Annotated in this window: 17 protein-coding genes and 1 pseudogene; 7 read left to right on the forward strand and 11 right to left on the reverse strand. The window is 69.9% G+C overall.

The window, feature by feature from the left end:
* Window positions 1-18 precede the first annotated feature (18 nt).
* Genes BJY18_RS31955 through pdhA form a run of 3 tightly spaced genes read right to left on the reverse strand, consistent with a single transcriptional unit; the run spans window position 19 to window position 3388 of the window.
* Window positions 19-1275 (reverse strand): dihydrolipoamide acetyltransferase family protein, encoded by a 1257-nt coding sequence (locus BJY18_RS31955; RefSeq protein WP_184783591.1) that lies wholly within the window; start codon window positions 1273-1275, stop codon window positions 19-21.
* Complete coding sequence (locus tag BJY18_RS31960) at window positions 1275-2294, reverse strand: alpha-ketoacid dehydrogenase subunit beta (protein ID WP_184783592.1); 1020 nt, start codon at window positions 2292-2294, stop codon at window positions 1275-1277. The genes BJY18_RS31955 and BJY18_RS31960 overlap by 1 nt, the downstream gene beginning before the upstream one ends.
* Window positions 2291-3388: a pyruvate dehydrogenase (acetyl-transferring) E1 component subunit alpha gene (gene pdhA / locus BJY18_RS31965; protein WP_184783593.1), complete on the reverse strand. Its 1098-nt coding sequence runs from the start codon at window positions 3386-3388 to the stop codon at window positions 2291-2293. The genes BJY18_RS31960 and pdhA overlap by 4 nt, the downstream gene beginning before the upstream one ends.
* 169 nt (window positions 3389-3557) lie before the next feature.
* Between pdhA and BJY18_RS31970 the strand changes: the two genes are divergently transcribed.
* The gene (locus tag BJY18_RS31970; protein ID WP_184783594.1) at window positions 3558-3989 is read left to right on the forward strand and encodes an Lrp/AsnC family transcriptional regulator; all 432 of its coding nucleotides are present in this window, start codon (window positions 3558-3560) and stop codon (window positions 3987-3989) included.
* Window positions 3990-3996: 7 nt separating this feature from the next.
* Here BJY18_RS31970 and BJY18_RS31975 read toward each other — a convergent pair whose 3' ends face one another.
* Both BJY18_RS31975 and BJY18_RS31980 read right to left on the reverse strand, forming a co-directional pair.
* A complete protein-coding gene (locus BJY18_RS31975; protein ID WP_312874028.1) occupies window positions 3997-4500 on the reverse strand; it encodes a GNAT family N-acetyltransferase in 504 nt (167 codons plus the stop codon).
* Between the two features lie 9 nt (window positions 4501-4509).
* On the reverse strand, window positions 4510-5145 hold the full coding sequence (locus tag BJY18_RS31980; RefSeq protein WP_184783595.1) for a TetR/AcrR family transcriptional regulator: 636 nt from the start codon (window positions 5143-5145) through the stop codon (window positions 4510-4512).
* Window positions 5146-5264: 119 nt separating this feature from the next.
* On the opposite strand from BJY18_RS31980, the gene BJY18_RS31985 reads away from it, so the two are divergent.
* Window positions 5265-6212: an SDR family oxidoreductase gene (locus tag BJY18_RS31985; RefSeq protein ID WP_184783596.1), complete on the forward strand. Its 948-nt coding sequence runs from the start codon at window positions 5265-5267 to the stop codon at window positions 6210-6212.
* Between the two features lie 291 nt (window positions 6213-6503).
* On the opposite strand, the gene BJY18_RS38155 is transcribed toward BJY18_RS31985, so the two are convergent.
* Window positions 6504-7097 (reverse strand): VOC family protein, encoded by a 594-nt coding sequence (locus tag BJY18_RS38155; protein WP_376774773.1) that lies wholly within the window; start codon window positions 7095-7097, stop codon window positions 6504-6506.
* 435 nt (window positions 7098-7532) lie between these two features.
* Window positions 7533-7682, reverse strand: a pseudogene (locus BJY18_RS38160) (hypothetical protein); the annotation flags it as partial.
* 124 nt (window positions 7683-7806) lie between these two features.
* Between BJY18_RS38160 and BJY18_RS31995 the strand changes: the two are divergent.
* Both BJY18_RS31995 and BJY18_RS37175 read left to right on the forward strand, forming a co-directional pair.
* Window positions 7807-8580: a GNAT family N-acetyltransferase gene (locus BJY18_RS31995; protein ID WP_184784974.1), complete on the forward strand. Its 774-nt coding sequence runs from the start codon at window positions 7807-7809 to the stop codon at window positions 8578-8580.
* Between the two features lie 219 nt (window positions 8581-8799).
* Window positions 8800-9477 carry a protease gene (locus BJY18_RS37175; protein ID WP_184783597.1) on the forward strand — a complete coding sequence of 226 codons (678 nt, stop codon included), beginning with the start codon at window positions 8800-8802 and terminating at the stop codon, window positions 9475-9477.
* Here the strand turns inward: BJY18_RS37175 and BJY18_RS32005 are convergent.
* Window positions 9464-10306: an alpha/beta hydrolase gene (locus tag BJY18_RS32005; protein WP_184783598.1), complete on the reverse strand. Its 843-nt coding sequence runs from the start codon at window positions 10304-10306 to the stop codon at window positions 9464-9466. The genes BJY18_RS37175 and BJY18_RS32005 overlap by 14 nt on opposite strands.
* Before the next feature lie 214 nt (window positions 10307-10520).
* Between BJY18_RS32005 and BJY18_RS32010 the strand changes: the two genes are divergently transcribed.
* The 3 genes from BJY18_RS32010 to BJY18_RS38165 are packed head-to-tail and all read left to right on the forward strand — an operon-like array spanning window position 10521 to window position 13286.
* The gene (locus BJY18_RS32010) at window positions 10521-11291 is read left to right on the forward strand and encodes a thioesterase II family protein (RefSeq protein ID WP_184783599.1); all 771 of its coding nucleotides are present in this window, start codon (window positions 10521-10523) and stop codon (window positions 11289-11291) included.
* Window positions 11257-12858: an acyl-CoA carboxylase subunit beta gene (locus BJY18_RS32015; RefSeq protein ID WP_376774774.1), complete on the forward strand. Its 1602-nt coding sequence runs from the start codon at window positions 11257-11259 to the stop codon at window positions 12856-12858. The genes BJY18_RS32010 and BJY18_RS32015 overlap by 35 nt, the downstream gene beginning before the upstream one ends.
* Entirely contained in the window at window positions 12858-13286 is a 429-nt protein-coding gene (locus tag BJY18_RS38165) for an acyl-CoA carboxylase subunit epsilon (RefSeq protein WP_184783601.1), read from the forward strand. Before BJY18_RS32015 ends, BJY18_RS38165 begins: the two co-directional genes overlap by 1 nt.
* Window positions 13287-14558: 1272 nt before the next feature.
* Here the strand turns inward: BJY18_RS38165 and BJY18_RS32025 are convergent.
* From BJY18_RS32025 to BJY18_RS32035, 3 genes are read right to left on the reverse strand one after another with little or no spacing between them, the layout of a single operon-like run.
* The gene (locus BJY18_RS32025; protein ID WP_184783602.1) at window positions 14559-15212 is read right to left on the reverse strand and encodes a response regulator transcription factor; all 654 of its coding nucleotides are present in this window, start codon (window positions 15210-15212) and stop codon (window positions 14559-14561) included.
* Between the two features lie 20 nt (window positions 15213-15232).
* The gene (locus tag BJY18_RS32030; protein ID WP_184783603.1) at window positions 15233-16351 is read right to left on the reverse strand and encodes a sensor histidine kinase; all 1119 of its coding nucleotides are present in this window, start codon (window positions 16349-16351) and stop codon (window positions 15233-15235) included.
* Window positions 16342-17604 (reverse strand): nucleotide disphospho-sugar-binding domain-containing protein, encoded by a 1263-nt coding sequence (locus tag BJY18_RS32035; RefSeq protein ID WP_184783604.1) that lies wholly within the window; start codon window positions 17602-17604, stop codon window positions 16342-16344. The genes BJY18_RS32030 and BJY18_RS32035 overlap by 10 nt, the downstream gene beginning before the upstream one ends.
* Window positions 17605-17625 lie beyond the last annotated feature (21 nt).

Consider the following 17625-nt stretch of genomic DNA (forward strand, 5'->3'; position numbering starts at 1 on the left):
CGGCACGGGCCCTGCTCGTCACAGGCTGCGGAGCAGGCGCAGCGGGTTCTCCACGCAGTCGGCGACGAACCGCAGGAACCCGCCCGCCACTGCCCCGTCGCACACCCGGTGGTCGAAGGCCAGGGTCAGCTCGGTGATGCTGCGTGCGCGCACCTCGCCGCCGACGATCCACGGCCGGTCGATGATCCGCCCGATGCCGAGGATCGCGACCTCCGGGTGGTTGATGATGGCGGCCGAACCGTCCACTCCGAACACTCCGTAGTTGTTCACGGTGAAGGTGCCGCCGGTCAGGTCCGCCGGGGCCAGCGCGCCGCCGCGGGCCGCTCCGGTGCGCTCGGCCAGCGCCGCGGACAGGTCCTCGACGGACCGGGTGTGGGCGTCCCGCAGCACGGGGACGACCAGGCCTCGGTCGGTCTGCGCGGCGAAACCGAGGTGGATCGCCTTCGAGAGCACGATTTCGTCGCCCTCGACCCGTGAGTTGAGCTCCGGGAATCGCTGCAGGCCGGCCACGGTGAACCGGGCGAACAGGGCGAGCAGGCTGATCTTCGGCACGTCCGGATCGGCGTTGAGCGCGGCCCGCAGCCGAAGCAGTTCGGTGGCGTCGACGTCCACCCACACGGTCGCCTCGGGGATCTCCCGCCGCGAGCGGGTGAGCTTGTCCGCGACGGTTTTGCGCAGGCCCCGCAACGGGATCCGCTGGTCGCCTTCGAATTGAGCGGCGGCAGGCTGTGTGGTGCTTTCGGTGACTGCGGTGCTTTCGGTGAGTGCGGCGATGGCACGTTCCACGTCGGCGCGGCTCACGATGCCATCGGTCCCGGTGCCGGCCAGCGCCTGCAAGTCCACTCCGGACTTGCGGGCGAGCTGACGCACCAGTGGGGAAACCACTCGCTTACGGTCCGATGTGGACGGTGTGGGCGCGGCTGCCGGGCGTGCACCGCGGGCCCGGCGGGTGCGGCGGCCCTGCGCGGCCGGAGTGCCGTAGCCGATCAGTACGTTGCCGCTGCCCTCCGGGGTGACGACGCCGGGCTCGGTGAAGTCCGCCGCCTCCGCCACGGTGATCAGCGGGCTGCCGACGGTGAGCACTTCCCCGGCCGCGCCGTGCAACGTCGCGACCCGGCCGGCGAACGGCACGGGCACCTCGACGCTGGCCTTGGCCGTTTCGACCTCCACTACGGTCTGGTCCACCTTCACGGTGTCGCCGACCGCGACGTGCCAGCTGACGATCTCGGCTTCGGTGAGCCCTTCGCCCAGGTCGGGCAGCTTGAAGACGGCCATCACGCCTCCCCGTCGCGCAGCGGCGCGCTGTCGTCCCACTGCAGCCGGTCGATCGCGTCGAGGATCCGGTCCACGTCCGGCAGGTGGTGCCGCTCCAGATTCGGTGCCGGGTAAGGGATGTCGAAGCCGCCGACGCGCAGCACCGGGGCCTCCAGGTAGTGAAAACAGGTCTCCGACAGCTGGGCCGCTACCTCCGCGCCGTAGCCGCAGAAGCGGCTCGCCTCGTGCACCACGACCGCCCGACCGGTCCGCTGCACCGAAGCGGCGACGGTGGCCAGGTCGAACGGCGCGAGGCTGCGCAGATCGATCACCTCGGCGTGGTAACCCTCTTCTTCCGCGGCTTCGGCGGCTTCGAGCGTGGTGTCCAGCGCTCCGCCGTACGAGATGAGCGTGACGTCGCTGCCTTCGCGGCGTACGACGGCGCGGTCCAGCCCTGGCGAGCTGAGCGCCGGGTCGATGGACCCCTTCTCCCAGTAACGTCGCTTCGGCTCCAGGAAGATCACCGGATCCGGACAGTCGATTGCTTCGCGCAGCAAGCTGTACGCGTCGCCCGGCGTCGCCGGCGTGACGACGCGAAGGCCCGCCGTGTGCGTGTAATAGACCTCGGACGAGTCACAGTGGTGCTCGACGCCGCCGATGCCGCCGCCGTAGGGCACCCGGATGACCACAGGCAGTTCGACGCGGCCCTTCGTACGGTTGCGCAGCTTGGCGAGGTGACTGGTGATCTGCTCGAAGGCCGGGTAGGCGAACGCGTCGAACTGCATCTCCACCACGGGACGCAGGCCGTTCATCGCCATCCCGATCGCGGTGCCGACGATGCCCGATTCGGCCAGCGGCGAGTCGAACACCCGGCTGTCCCCGAACCGGCTCGCCAGTCCGTCGGTGACCCGGAAGACCCCGCCGAGCGTGCCGACGTCCTCGCCGAAGACCAGCACGCGCTCGTCCTCGGCGAGTGCGTCGCCCAGCGCGCGGTTGAGCGCACCGGCGAGAGAGACCGTGGTGTCCAGCGTCGCGGTCATGCGCGCTCCTCGAGTTCCGCGGCGAGTTCGCTCGCCTGGTCACGCAACGCGGCGGTGGGTTCGGCGTAGACGTGCTCGAACAACTCAGCCGGGTCCAGCACAGTGTCGACGTTCATCCGCTCCCGCAACGCTGACGCCTCGTCCTCGGCACGCGCGTCGATCTCCTGCTGTACCTGCTCGGTGAGCAGCCCGTGGTCGGTGAGATACCGCTTGAGCCGGGCGATCGGGTCGCGCTCGAGCCATTCCTCCACCTCCGCGCGTTCGCGGTAGCGCGTGGCGTCGTCGGCGTTCGTGTGCGACTCGATGCGGTAGGTCACGGCTTCGATCAGCGTCGGTCCCTCGCCCGCTGCCGCGCGCGCCACCGCCTGCTCCACGGCGGCGTGTACGACCGCTGCGTCGTTGCCGTCCACCAGCATCGAGGGCATGCCGTAGCCGACGCCCTTGTACGCGAGCGAAGGCGCCGCAGTCTGCTTGGAGAGCGGCACGCTGATCGCGTAGCCGTTGTTCTGCACCAGAAAGACCACCGGTGCCTTCCAGACCGCGGCGAAGTTCAGCGCTTCATGCGTGTCACCTTCGCTGGTCGCGCCGTCGCCTAACAGCGCCAGCGACACGGTGTCCTCACCCTTCGCGCGCGCTGCGTGCGCGAAACCGACGGCGTGCAGGGTGTTCGTGGCCAGCGGCGTGCACTGCGGGGCGACGTTCGCGCCGTACGGGTCGTAGCCGCAGTGCCAGTCACCGCGAAGCAGCGTCAGGACTTCGACCGGGTCCACGCCACGGGCGACCACCGCCATCGAGTCGCGGTAGGTGGGAAACAGCCAGTCCTGGGGTCGCAGAGCGAGGATCGCGCCGATCTCGCAGGCTTCCTGCCCACGCGCCGACGGATACACCGCGAGCCGTCCTTGTTTGGTGAGCGCGGTCGCCTGTGTGTCGAATCGGCGGCCGGAGACCATGCCGCGGTAAAGCCGGAGCAGGACGTCGTCCGCCGGCATCGGAAGCGCGGGCGCGTCGGCTGCGGCGCCGTCCGGGAACACCAAGCCCAGCGGTTCGTCACTGGGCAGGAAATACGACGCGGCGGTGCGTTCCGTGGTGGTCACCGGCAGCTCCCATCGATGCGTGCGGCCAAGACGAGTACCGCAAATCCTCGCTCTCGGTCGAACAAGTATCCAGCGATGTGCCGGAAGTGTGGAACACTGGCCGGCGTTGGCTGTCAACGATGGACGATTGGTCTCCGGAGGAAGCACCGTGCCCGAGCCGGGTGGACGAATGGCGGCGGCCCTGGACGAGGTCGACCTGAAGCTCATCGCCGAACTGAAGGCGGACGGCCGCGCGTCGATGCGCGCGCTGGCCGAGCGGGCGCACATCTCGCGCGCGGGCTGCTACACGCGCGTCGAGCGGCTGCACCGCGAAGGCGTGATCACCGGATACGCCGCGGTGACCGACCCGCGGCGCCTCGGACAGGGACTCGCCGCGTTCGTATACCTGAAAGTCACTCAGAACAGCTGGCGCACGGTCAGCGCCGAACTGAAGCACATACCCGAAATCGAACACGGCGGCCTGGTCTCGGGCGACAACGACCTGATCCTGTTCGTCCGCACGCGCGACGCGGACAGCCTGCGCGACTTGGTGTTCGAGCGCCTGCAAGCCATGCCGGACGTGCTCTCGACGCACACGGTCCTGGTGTTCGACGAGCTGTGACCGGCTTTCAGCCCTCCGCGCGGTCCTTCACCAGGTAGACGGCGTGCTGAAGATGTCCGTCCGCCTCGGCGGACTGCGGCGTGACGCGGTAGCCCGCGCGCTCGTACATGGTGATGTTGCGTTTGCTCGCCGCACCGGTGAACAGGGTGAACCGCCGCAGCGCCGCCGGCGCCTGCCTTTCGGCGTACTCGAGCAGGAAGCGGCCGAGTCCACGCCCGGTGAGATCGGGGGCGACCATCAGCCGGCCGACCTCCCACGCGCCGTCCTCTTCCCGGGCGCGGACGGCGGCGATGAGCCGCGGCCCCTGTCGCACCACCCAGCCCTGCCACGTTCCGATCGACTCGCGCACGTCCGCCAGGTCCTCGTGCAGTGCCGGGATCTCCATGGTGTCGTTCAGCAGCGCTTCCTGCATCCAGCAGCAACGCTGGAGGACCAGCAGCTCCGCCGCGTCGTCGAGGGTCGCCGGGCGCAACCGGGTGCCGGCGAGGCCGAGTAGTTCGTCAAGCTCCACCTGTCCTGTCTAGCGGTGGTCCTTCCGGCGTGCAACGAGTTTCGGACTGGCCGCCCAGCTTTCGGTGCGCGGCTGTCCCGGCAGCGTGGCTGTGGAGAGGGCACGCAGGTCGTCGAACGCTTGCCGCAGACATGCGTCCAGCCTTTGCGTGGGGTCGTCGATCCACGACTGGACGGCGTGCTGATAAGCAGCCCAGCCGGTCCGGGCAGCCAGGCCGGCCAACCCGGCCGCGACACCGCGCTGCCGCAGCGCCTCCGCCGCGGCGTCGGTGAGCCATGCGTGCTTGGCCAGCTCGCGTTCGCGCAACGCCGGGGTCGCTGCGATGACTTTCCAGCGCGGTTCGGACCACGGGTGGTTGTTCTCCAGAGCCTGCGCGGTTTTCCGGAACGCGTGCAGCAGCGTCTCGAAAGGCTCCAGGCCTGCGGGCGCTTCGACCACCGTCTGCCTCAGCTCGGCGCCAAGGTCGGCTTCACCGTCGAAGAGCACTTCACGCTTGTCCGGGAAGTGCCGGAAGAACGTGCGCTCGTTGACCCCGGCTCGGGCGGCGATCTCCGCCGCGGTGGTCCGGTCGAATCCCCGTTCCTGGTACAGCTCCAGGGCCGCCTGCTGAAGACGGCGGCGCGCTGCTGCTCCGCTGCGTGGCACTCCCCGAAACTACCACGATGTGTCAGTGACTGGCGTCACGTTGCGCCAGTCACTGACGCTACGGGTAGTGTCAGTGACTGGCGCTACCCCGTCACAAGGAACAACGAGGAGAGTTTTCGATGCATGTCTTCGTCACCGGTGGTTCCGGCCAGACCGGCCCCACCGTCGTCACCGAACTCGTCGCGGCCGGCCACACCGTCACCGGCCTTGCCCGCTCGGACTCCGCCGCGGCCCGGCTGGAGTCGCTGGGCGCCACCCCACACCGCGGCTCCCTCGAGGATCTCGACAGTCTGCGTCGCGGCGCCGAAGCCGCGGACGGCGTCCTGCACATGGCCTACGGCGGTGACTTCGCCGACCCGGACGGCCTCATTCGCCGTGACTGCGCCGCGATCGAGGCGCTCGGTCAGGCGCTGGCCGGGTCCGGCAGGCCGTTGGTCAGCACGTCGGGCACGTTGGTGGCCAGGGCAGGCCGGGTCAGCACCGAGCAGGATCCGCCGGATTCCGATTCGGTCGCCGCCTTCCGGATCGCCGGTGAACAGGCCTGTCTGGACTTCGCCGCTCGGGGAGTCCGCGCCGCCGTCGTCCGGCTCGCGCCGACCGTGCACGGCCCGGGCGATCACGGATTCATCCCCGCCCTCATCGCGGCTGCGCGCAGGGTGGGCGTCTCGGCCTACCTCGGTGACGGCACCAATCGCTGGCCGGCGGTCCACCGTGCCGACGCCGCGGTCCTGTTCCGGCTGGCCTTGGAAAAGGCGCCCGCCGGCAGCGTGCTGCACGGAGTCGGCGAAAGTGCCGTCACGATCAGGAGTGTCGCGGAGCGGATCGGGCAGGTCCTCGGCCTGCCCGCCGTGTCGCTGACCCTGGCGCAGGCCGCCGACCACCTCGGAAGCCCTTTCCTGGCCCGGTTTTTCTCCCTCGATGTGCCGGTGGCCAGCGAGCACACCCGGGCCCTGCTGGGCTGGACGCCAGAGCACGCGACGTTGCTGGCAGACCTCGAGGACGGCGACTACTTCACCCCGGAGGCCAGCATCCGCGCCGAGGAAGTCTGGGCGCCACACAACCGTTGACGTGCGCGCCGCGGGATCGGTGCGCACGTCCGAGGCGGCCGGGTTTCTGATCGGCGGGGTGGGCCTGGCCGGTGCCTTCCGGCTGCCCCCACACGGCCCGGCGTGCCGACCAGCGCCTTCTGCGTTGCCGCTACGTGCTCCTTCCACTCGGGTCACGCTGGTGCTGTGCCGCACAAGGGCGGCGGCGCCCTGACCGATATTGCCTGCCGACCATTTCGCTAGGAGCGGAAGCGGGAGTCGGGTCCCGGGGGAGATCGGTTTTTCGCGAAGGCACTGTCGCCGCTGGGCCGCTCACGAGCCCAGGGCGAACTCCGTGCCGAACGGATCGCGCACAGTGACCACTCGCCCGTACGGCGTGTCCTCAGCGGCCACGACCACGCCGCCGATGCCGGCCCCACGGGCGGCGGCCGCATCGGCGTCGTCGGCCAGGAACAGTGTGCCCCATCCGGACACAGCCTGCGGATTCCCCGTGACACCACCGATCTCGTGCCCGTCCGGCCGGCGCAGGAAGGTGAAGTCGATGCCCGGCAGGTCTTCGTTACCGTCGAGGGTGAAGCCGAACACCGTGCGGTAGAACTCGCGCGCCGGCTCGGGGTCGGGGGTGATGAGGTCGTTGCGCATCAACGTTCCCGGCTCGTTGACCAGCCGGCAGCCCGGCAGAGTGCGCCCCTGCCACAGCCCGAACCGCGCCCCGGTCGGATCGACCACGAGCGCCGCCCGGCCGCGGTCGCCCCGTTCGTGCGGCTGCACCTCGACCACCCCACCCGCGGCGACGACGGCTTCGGCCGACCGGTCGCAGTCGTCGGTCGCGAGGTAGATCGTCCAGCCCGCGGTGCCACCCCGCGTGAGCCCGGCGACCGGAACCCCGCGGAACAAGCAGTCCACACCGCCGCGGTCCCCGGCTCGGGACTCGCTGGCTTGGGGCTCGTTGGCTTGAAGCTTGCTGGCTTGGGACTCGTTGGCTTGGGGCTTGTTGGCTTGGGGCTTGTTGGTTTGAGGCTTGTTGGCTCCGGACTCGCTGGCTCGGGGATCCCTGTGGCCGAATTCGTTGCGGTCGGATTCCCTGGTTCTGGACTCCCCGCTCCCGCGTTCCCCGCTCCCGCGTTCCCCGGTTCCGGGCTCCCCGTTCTCGAACCCTCCGCTTCCGAACCCTCTGCTTCCGAACCCTCTGCTTCCGGACTCTCGGCTGTCGGACTCTGGGCTGTCGGCATTCCCGCTGTCAGGCCCTTCGCTTCCGGACTTCCCGGACCCGCTCTCCCTGCCCTCGGGGTCCTCGCTTCCGGACTCCCCGCTTCCGGACCGTTCGCCTCCGAATTCCCAGCCGAAGACCGTGCCGTAGTAGGCCCGCGCGCGATCGAGGTCGGGGACTGTCAGCTCGATCCACACCGGCGTGCCGAGCGGTTGGTTCTGGTCGACTGCGCTCATCGTTTCTCCGCTTCCTCGGGCGACTGCCGGCACGCTAATTCGCATCGCGGACAGCTCCGGTCCTCGTTCGCTCACGATGTGAGAGGCAGTGGCCGCGCGTCGGCGACCGAGCGCATGCTGATCTTCGGACTCCTTTCCGCTTCGACCCCCGATCGGCAGGCACGTAGTGATCAGGTGGCCACTCGGCAACCCGGCATGGGCCGCACTGGACGGTCCGCACGCTCCTCTCGCGGAACGAAAAGGCCAGGTCCTGCGCTACCCGACGGACGTCTCCCCGTTCCTGGCCGTTCCGGACCATCCGGACGCCGGCGTCTGGCAGGACATCGCCGACCTGGCCGGCCCGGCCAGCACGGTGGCGGTCGTGGGCGGAGTGGATCTGCCCCTGCCGGAGGGCTGGGCGCAGGTGGCGGAAACGCCCGCGGTGCAGATGGAAGGCACCGCGCTCCCGAGCGAAGACCCAGCGGTTGTGGGCGTCACCGACCAGCTGGGCGACACCGCGCTCGCTGGTGACCGGGTGGCGTTGCCCGCGACGAGCCGGTTCGACGCTCTTTCGGAACTCGTTCGCCTGACCGATGCCGATGTGCCGGAGATGCTCGACCTGGTGGCCCGCACCCGGCCGGGGCCGTTCCTCGCGCGCACCGTGATGCTGGGGAACTACCTGGGCATTCGCCACGATGGCGCGCTCGTCGCGATGGCCGGTGAGCGGCTGCGGCCGCCCGGGTGGACCGAGATCAGTGCAGTGTGCACCGACCCCGCGTTCCGGGGACACGGGCTGGCCGGCCGGCTCGTGCAGGCGGTCGTGGCGGGCATCCGAAGCCGAGGTGACGAGCCGTTCCTCCACGCCGCGGCCGTCAACACCGGCGCGATCCGGTTGTACGAGCAACTCGGTTTCCGGCTCAACCGGACTGTACGGTTCACCACCTACCGCACCCCGGATCGGTAACCGGGCAAGCCCGGCCGAATGCGCCGCGGCCGGGCTTGCGCACGGGTTCTCCGGGGCGCAGTGGCCGGTATGTGAACCGGCGGTGTGGTGTAGCTCGGTTCGGCGGTGTGTGGCGGTCGGCCCAGGGTTCGGGCGGGATTGCTCTTCTGGCGGGAATCTGGCGAAAGACGGCGATCCGGCCGGTGTCGAAAGGCGTCGGCGACGCGTTAACGTGCTCGCGTGAGCAAAGTTCTCCTGTCGATCCATGTGGTGGCCGCGATTCTGGCGGTCGGGCCGGTCGCGGTGGCTGCCAGTATGGTCCCGCCGGCGATACGGCGTGGTGATCACCGGATGCTGCAGACGTTGTACCGGATCTGCCGCGTCTACGCCTGGGTGTCGCTGGCGGTGCCGGTGTTCGGTTTCGCGGTCGCGGGCACCATGAAAGTCACCGGGGACACGTGGGTGCTCGTTTCGATCGGCCTGACTGCCCTGGCCGCCGCGGTGCTGGTACTGCTGATGTTGCCGAACCAGCGAGCCGCCCTCGCCGAACTCGCGCCCGACGTAACAGCGGAGGAACCTGGCGGCACGCCCGGACCGGCTGCTACCGCGGAGGAACCGGCGGCGGGGCCGCTCGGGGCGACGGGACTGACAGCCGGGCCGGTCGGGGTGGCGGGGCGGGCAGCCGGGCACGTCGGGGCAGCGGGCCCACCGGTCAGGCCAGTCGGTGCGGCGGGCCCACCGGCCAGGCCGGTCGGTGCGGCGGCTGGGGCCCCGGGCGCCGCGATAGCGCCCCACCCGTCCGCGGGGGTGGCGCGGCTTGCGGCTCGGCTGGGGATGACGACCGGGGTGTTCAACCTGCTCTGGGTGGTCGTCACGGTGATCATGATCGTGCGGCCGGGGTCGTCTACCGGGGTGTGACCGTGCGGGCGAGAATTTCCGCCAACGGACGGGGATGCAGTAGCGGATCGATGTGGCCGCCGGGGAGGGAGTGCACGTCGAACGGGTTGGCCGGGGTGAGTGCGTCGGCCTCTTCGATGAAGCGGTCCTGCAAGGCGATCGGCATGCTGGTGTCTTCCGGGAACCGTACGTAGGTGCGCGGCACCGTGCCCCAGGTTCCGGCGTCGGCTCGGTCGGTGCCGCCGTCGAGGGACTCGTCCGGGTCCATGATCGCGAGGAACGCGAGCAGTTCGGCGTCGGTGGTACTTTCGTGCACCATCGCCCGTCTCAGCGCGGCCAGGTGCGCGGGATCGCCGGTACGCCAGTTCATCCGGAGCGCGCCGAGCCGTTGCGGATCGGCGACCAGCACGGCTGCCGCCTCGGCCAGCGCCGTCGACTGCAACGCGGGCTCTGCCGAGTAACCCGCGACGGTGCTGTCCACGCAGCACCAGGCGGAGACGTACACGAGCCGCTGCACCAGTTCCGGCACCGCGTTCGCGACGCTCGTGAGCGCGAGTCCGCCACGGCTGTGCCCGACGAGTACGACGGGTCCGTGCTCCCGCGCCCGCCGGACGAGGTCGATCACGTGCGCCGTCACGTCCGCGTGCGTGACCGCGGCCATCGGCGAGGCTTCCTCGGCGAACGCCGCCAGATCCTGGGTGTGGTAGGCCATCGAGAACCCGGCCGTGCCGCGGCCGGGCAGGTCGACGCCGAGGGACCGGTGGCCGAGCAACGCCAGCTCCCGCTGCAGCGCGGAGAAACACCGGCCGCCCGTGTTCGAGCCGGGCACGAGAACGAACGTGGGATGCATGTCGCTGATCCTGCCACATGTGCCGCGACGGGAAGACCGGATTTTGCCGGAAGCACGATGTCGGAGTCCATTGTGGATGGTCAGGTGCGGGGCATATCGCAGGTGGCTAGGGGGTTTTAGGGGTCGTTGTGCTTCGGGCTGCGCGGATAACGTGGCCTGTCGACAGGAATCCGGGGCCGTCCCGGTGCTGAGGACGGAGAGGCGGTGGGACGACATGACGGGTAGCGCGGACACCGACGAGGACAGCTGGTTTCGCCGCTTCCACAGCTCGCCCGGTGCGCGGGCGAGGCTGGTGTGCTTTCCGCACGCCGGGGGATCGGCCCCGTTCTACTTCCCGGTGTCGAAGGCACTCGCGCCCGACGTCGAGGTGCTGGCAGTGCAGTACCCAGGGCGCCAGGACCGACGGCACGAACCGTTTCTGACCACGATCAGCGCCCTCGCCGAACGCATCGCCGCACTGGTGCGCGGGCGGGATGATCTGCCGCTGGCACTGTTCGGGCACAGCATGGGCGCGATGGTCGCCTACGAGGTCGCCCGCATTCTGGAGGCAGCGGGCAGCCCCGTGGAGGCACTCTACGTGTCCGGCCGCCGCGCGCCCTCGCGGCACCGCGACGAGAACGTGCACACTCGCACCGACGACGGCGTGCTCGACGAACTGCGCCGTCTGAGCGGCACCGAGATGGACCTCTTGGGCGACGACGACGTGGTCCGGATGATTCTTCCCGTCGTGCGCAACGACTATCGCGCCGTGGAGACCTACCGCTACCAGCCTGGGCCGCCGCTGGCCGCACCCGTCGTCGCGTTCACCGGGACCGAGGACCCGGTCGCGTCCGTGGACGAGGTGCGTTCGTGGGGCGAGCACACCGCGGGGGACTTCGAGCTGGTGCCGCTCGCGGGCGGGCACTTCTTTCTGACCCGCCATCAGGACGTGATTCTCCGGCATCTGACCGATCGGCTCGTCGACAGGGGGCGTGCGCATGTCTGAGGCAGCGGCGGTTGAGGGAGCGTTCGAGAACCGGCTCGGGGAGCTGCGTGAGATCAAGGAGGCTGCCCGTCGCGGGCCCGACGACGCGGCGACCGCCCGGCAGCACAGCCGGGGCAAGCTCACCGCGCACGAGCGGATCGAGCTGCTGCTCGACCCCGGCACGTTCACCGAACTCGAGGCGCTGCGGCGGCACCGCGCGACCGGCTTCGGGCTGGAGCACCGGCGTCCGTACTCCGACGGTGTCGTCTGCGGCTGGGGAACAGTGTACGGCCGCACGGTTTTCGTCTACGCACACGATTTCCGCATTTTCGGCGGTGCGCTCGGTGAGGCACACGCCCACAAGATCCACAAGGTGATGGATCTCGCCGCGGCCGCGGGGGCACCGCTGGTGTCGCTCAACGACGGCGCCGGTGCGCGAATCCAGGAAGGGGTGACCGCGCTCGCCGGCTACGGCGGCATTTTCCAGCGCAACACCCGCTGTTCGGGCGTGATCCCGCAGATTTCGGTGATGCTCGGACCCTGCGCGGGCGGCGCAGCCTATTCGCCTGCGCTGACGGATTTCGTGTTCATGGTGCGGGAAACGTCGCAGATGTTCATCACCGGCCCGGATGTGGTGCAGGCCGTGACCGGCGAGGAGATCACGCAGAACGGCCTCGGTGGCGCGGACGTGCACGCCTCGACCACGGGCGTCGCGGCCTTCGTGTACGACGACGAGCGCTCGTGTCTGGAAGACGTGCGGTACCTGCTTTCGCTCCTTCCTGCCAACAACAACGAGGCCCCACCGGTGGAGCCGACCGCCGACCCGGCCGATCGGCGCACCGACCGGCTGCTCGACCTCGTGCCGACCGATGCGGCGCAGGCGTACGACATGTGCGCGGTGATCGAGGAAGTCGTGGACGACGGCGAATTCCTCCAGGTGCACGCGGGGTGGGCGACGAACGTGGTGTGCGCGCTGGCCCGGCTGGACGGGCACGTGGTCGGCATCGTGGCGAACCAGCCGGCGACGCTCGCCGGGGTGCTCGACATCGAGGCGAGCGAGAAGGCGGCGCGTTTCGTGCAGCATTGCGACGCCTTCAACATCCCGCTGGTGACGCTCGTGGACGTGCCGGGTTTCCTGCCCGGGGTGGCACAGGAGCACGGCGGGATCATCCGGCACGGGGCGAAGCTGCTGTACGCCTATTGCAACGCGACGGTGCCGCGAGTGCAGGTCATCCTGCGGAAGGCCTACGGTGGGGCGTACATCGTGATGGACTCCCGGTCGATCGGCACGGACGTGTCGCTGGCCTGGCCGACGAACGAGATCGCCGTGATGGGCGCCGAGGGCGCGGCGAACGTGATCTTCCGCCGCGAGATCAACGCGGCCGACGACCCGGAAACGGTGCGGCGCATGAAGATCAAGGAGTACCGGACCGAGTTGATGCATCCGTACTACGCCGCCGAACGGGGTTTGGTGGACGACGTGATCGAGCCCGGCCGCACGCGCGAACTGCTGATCCGCTCGCTCGCGATGCTGCGCGCGAAGCACGCCGACATCCCGGCGCGCAAACACGGGAACCCGCCGGTCTGATGCCGGAGCCGACGTTGCGCATCGTGCGCGGGAACCCGGACGACGTGGAGACGGCCGCGCTGGTGGCGGTGCTTTCGGCGCTGGGTTTTCCGGGTGGAGTGGGTGCCGGTACTGCTGCCGGTGTGGCCGGTGCTGTCGGAGCGGTGGGTGTTGGCAGTGCGGTGGGTGTTGCTGGTGGGGTGCGTGCTGTCGGTGCCGCGGGTGTTGGCGGTCGAATGGGCGCCGGCGATTCGGTGGGTGTTGGCGGTTCGGTGGGGTTTGGCGGTCTGATGGGCGCCGGCGGTGCGGCGAGTGCTGGCGGTGCGGCGGGTGCTGGCGGTGCGGCGGGTGCTTCGGGTGCCGGGGCGGCGTCGGTGCCCGAGGTGAGCGTGCCACGGCCGCGACGGCCGGTTTTCGTTCCGGCGACCAGTTGGCGGACGGCTCGCTGACGTTGTGGCGGATAGCCGCGCGCATACCGGGTGATTCCCGGGTGGGCGCGGCTTTTTGCGGTACCGGTCGGGTTGCTCGACGTGGCTGGCGCACCGGGGCTGACACCGAGAATGGCGCAGAGTGCCCGAGGTGAGTCCTGCGGTGGTGCGGGGAAGTGGCGGGTGAGTGGTGCTTTTCGCAGCGGCGGCTTGGGCGCCGTGAGCCCGAGAGCGGCTGAATGGGCGCGGTGAGTCCGGGAACGACGGGGTCGTGGAGTGGTGAGTTCGTCGTTGTGTCGGTTGGGGAGTGATGGGTTTGGGGTGGGGCTTGGTGTGTGGTGCGCTCTGGGGTGGCGGGTCGTGAACTGGTGAGTTCGCCGTTGCGTCGGCTGAGAAGTGATGAGTTCGGGAGTGGGCTCGGCGAGTGGTGCATGGGGGAGTGGCGGGTCGCGGATCGGTGGGCGGGGGATGGTGAGCGGGGCGGGTTTGGTGAGTGGTGCATGGGGGAGTGGCGGGTCGCGGATCGGTGGGCGGGGGATGGTGAGCGGGGCGGGTTTGGTGAGTGGTGCATGGGGGAGTGGCGGGTCGCGGAGCGGTGGGCGGGGGACGGTGAGTCCGCCGGTGCGGTCGAGAAGTGGTGAGTTCGCCGGTGCGGTCGAGAAGTGGTGAGCTCGCCGTTGTGTCGGCTGGGAGGTGATGAGTCTGGAGTGGGATTGGCCTGCGTTGCCTTCTGGATTGGTGAATTGCGGGACGGCAGGTGCGGGGTGGCGAGTTCGGGAGCCCGCGGGCTGGTGAGGTCGGGAGGGGCCTCGGCGAACGGTGTGTCGGGCGGCGGTGGGTTGAGGAGTGGTGTGTCGGGCGGCGGTGGGTTGAGGAGTGGTGTGTCGGGCGGCGGTGGGTTGAGGAGTGGTGTGTCGGGCGGCGGTGGGTTGAGGAGTGGTGTGTCGGGCGGCGGTGGGTTGAGGAGTGGTGTGTCGGGCGGCGGTGGGTTGAGGAGTGGTGTGTCGGGCGGCGGTGGGTCAGCGAGTGGTGAGTCGGACACCAGCGGGTCAGCGAGTGGTGAGTCCGTCAGCTGGTCCGGAGAGGACGGTCGCTGCTCCAGCGAAGTCCGGAGCGAGCGGCGCGTCCGGACCGACCGTCTTCGGTGCCGGGTAGCACCCGTGCATCGATCGGACCACAGGCACAGCAGGGAAAACAGACTGTCCACAAGAGACTCGGCAAGAACGGCGGTAGTGCGCATGAACCCAAGCTACCGCGCCCCCTCGAACATGTGCACGGTATCGATCCGGTGATTCACGCGCGTACGGCTGTGCGGTCCAGGTAGGTGAGTACGGCGCGGATGCGGCGGTTCTCGTCGCGGCTGGCTTCCAGGCCCAGTTTCGCGAAGATGTTGCTGATGTGGTTTTCGACCGCTCCCTGGGTGATCACCAGTGCCTTCGCGATCGCGGCGTTGGACAGGCCCTGGGCCATCCGGGACAGGACCTCCGTCTCGCGGGCGGTGAGGCTGTCCAGCGGATCGCGGCTGCGGGACAGCATCTGGGCCACCACGTCCGGGTCGATCGCCGACCCGCCGCCGGCCACGCGGCGGACCGCTTCCAGGAAATCTGCCACGTCGGCGACTCGTTCCTTCAGCAGATAACCCACTCCGGAGGTGCCTTCGGCGATCAGGTCCACCGCGTAACTGCCCTCCACGTACTGCGACACCACGAGCACCGGCAGCCCGGGAATCTCCTTGCGGGCGGCCAGCGCGGCCCGCAGTCCCTCGTCGGTGAAGGTGGGTGGCATCCGGACGTCGGCGATGACCAGGTCCGGTCGGTGTTCGCGGATGGCGCCGAGCAGCTCGTCGCCGTTGTCGACGGCGGCGGCGGTTTCGATGCCGACATCGGCCAGCAGGCTCCGCACCCCGGCACGCAGGAGCACGGAGTCCTCGGCGATCACCACACGCATGGTCGGGCCTCCACAGTCAGTCACCAGCGGACAGGAAGATCGGCACGCACGACGGTCGGCCCGCCGGCGGGGCTGACGACGGTCAGCACGCCATCGATCGTGGCGGCGCGGTCGGCCAGCCCGGCCAGGCCGCCGCCGGGCCGCACCGAGGCGCCGCCGTGACCGTTGTCCATGATTTCCACGACGACGGTGTCGTCATCGCGGGTCACGTGCACCGACGCGCGGTCGGCGCCGGCGTGCTTGGTCACGTTGGTGAGGGTTTCGCTCACGATGAAATAAGTCGTGGTCTCGACGGGTGCCGGCGGCCGCGGTTCCACGGTAACCTCGACCTCGACGGGGATGGGCATGCGAGCGGTCAACGACGAAAGCGCGGCGTCGAGGCCGCGATCCTGCAGCACGGGTGGGTAGATGCCGCGGGCCAGGTCGCGGAGTTCGGACACGGCCAGCTTGGCGTCCGCGTGCGCGGCGCCGATCAGGTCGCGCACCGCGGAAGCGTCGTCGTTGTCGAGTTTCAGCTGTGCCCGGCCGAGACTCATCGCCACGGCCACCAGCCGTTGCTGGGCCCCGTCGTGCAGGTCCCGTTCGATCCGCCGGCGCTCGGCCTCCACGGCGTCGACGCCGCGGGCGCGCGAGTCCTGCAGCTGCTGGGTACGTGCCTCCAGCTGCGAGGTGCGGTCCGGCCCGAGGAACGACGCCGCGAGCGCGGCGTGCATCGTCCCGATCCGCGGTGCCACGAAGATGCCGAACGGGGGCACCGCGATCGACACCACCCCGGCCACGAATTCCACGATCCCCAACGGAAAGGCGATCAGCACGAACGTCAGCGCCCGCCAGGTCGCCCGGTCGAGCAGCCGTGCCTGCCACAGCGCCAGCAGCCCGGGGCCGTGCGGGCGGCGCAGGACCGGTTCGGCGATGCCGGCCTGCAGCATCGTCCGTACCCACCGCCGTTCGAACGAGGCGAAAGTATAGGTAAGCGACGTCGAGACGAGCAGGATCGGAATGCCGATCCACAGCATGGTGGTGCCGAGCCCCACGAGCAGGGTGATCAGCACGACGAGGAACGCGGCCAGCCGGATCGGGAAACTCAGCACGAGGAACCCGATCGCGCGGATCGCGGGCGGCCGCGGGGTCACCGGCATCCCGCGATCCGTTCCAGTTCCGGCACCAGATCGTCCAGTGCCGGGGTGGCCAGCATCTCGTCCCGCACCTCGAGTGCGCAGTCCCGGAACGAGGGTTCCTCGATCAGCCGGCGCACGCCCTCGCGTACGCCGGCCGGCGTCACGTCCTCCAGGTCCAGCAGCAACCCGTTGCCCCGCTTGACCTGCGCCACCGCGGAGCCGCGTTCGCTCCACGTGGTACCCGGGATGACCAGCTGCGGCACACCGTTCACCACGGCGTTGCCGATGGTCGCGCCGCCGCCCTGGTGCACGATCGCCGAACACGACGCGAGAAGTTCGTTCATCGGCACGAAATCGACCGCGCGCACGTTGCCGGGGATCGCGCCCACCGTGGCCAGCTGGCCCGCGTTGAGCGTCGCGACCACTTCGATGTCGAGTTCGGCCAGTCCCTCGAGCAGGTCGCCCACCGACGTCTCCTCGACGCCCAGCACCTGCCGGTTGGAGATCCCGAGCGTGAGCAGCACCCGGGGCCGCGGCGGCGGCCGCAGCACCCAGTCCGGGATCGCCATCGGCTTGTTGAGCGGGACGAACCGGGCCGGCAGGTAGTCCACGTCCACGCCGTCGTACCGCAGGTACGACGGATGGCAGTCGATCGTCTTCACGCCGTAACGCAAGGCCTCGTCGTAGTCCGCGCCGAACCGGCCGACCGCGGAGGACATCCACGTCACGAACGGGTCCGCCGCGTCGTCCTCGGAGCGGCTCGCCCGCAGGTCCCGGTACTGCGCGCCGATTCGCGCGGTCTGGTCGGCCGCGTACATCATCCGCACGTGCGGTACGCCGATCGCCTGCGCGACGATCGGGGCCGCGTAGATCATCGGATCCCACACGACGAGGTCGGGCTGCCAGTGCCGGGCGAAGCGGACGAGTTCGTCGAGCAGCACGTCCGGGGTGGTCCAGCGGAACACCTCGACCCAGTGCTCGTACACCGTGCGCACGTACTCCTCGGTGTAGCGCTCCGGGCGGCTCTCCGAGATCCGGAAGTCGCCCTGCATCGCGTTGTCGCCGTCCACCTGCAGCTGCCGGTGACGGGCGATGTCGAGCTCCGGCCCGAACCACATGGCGTCGAGCCCGGTCTCGGCGAACGAGGCGACCTCGCGCGGATTGCGCTGACCGGCGAAGCGCACCTCGTGCCCCGCCGCGGCCAGGGCCCAGCCGACCGGGGCCATGCTGTAGACGTGCGTCCTCGTCGGGAAGACCATCAGCATCACACGCATCGCGGCTCTCCGGGGTTTTCG

Origin of the sequence: Amycolatopsis jiangsuensis, from assembly GCF_014204865.1 — a bacterium.
Taxonomy (GTDB): Bacteria; Actinomycetota; Actinomycetes; order Mycobacteriales; family Pseudonocardiaceae; genus Amycolatopsis; species Amycolatopsis jiangsuensis.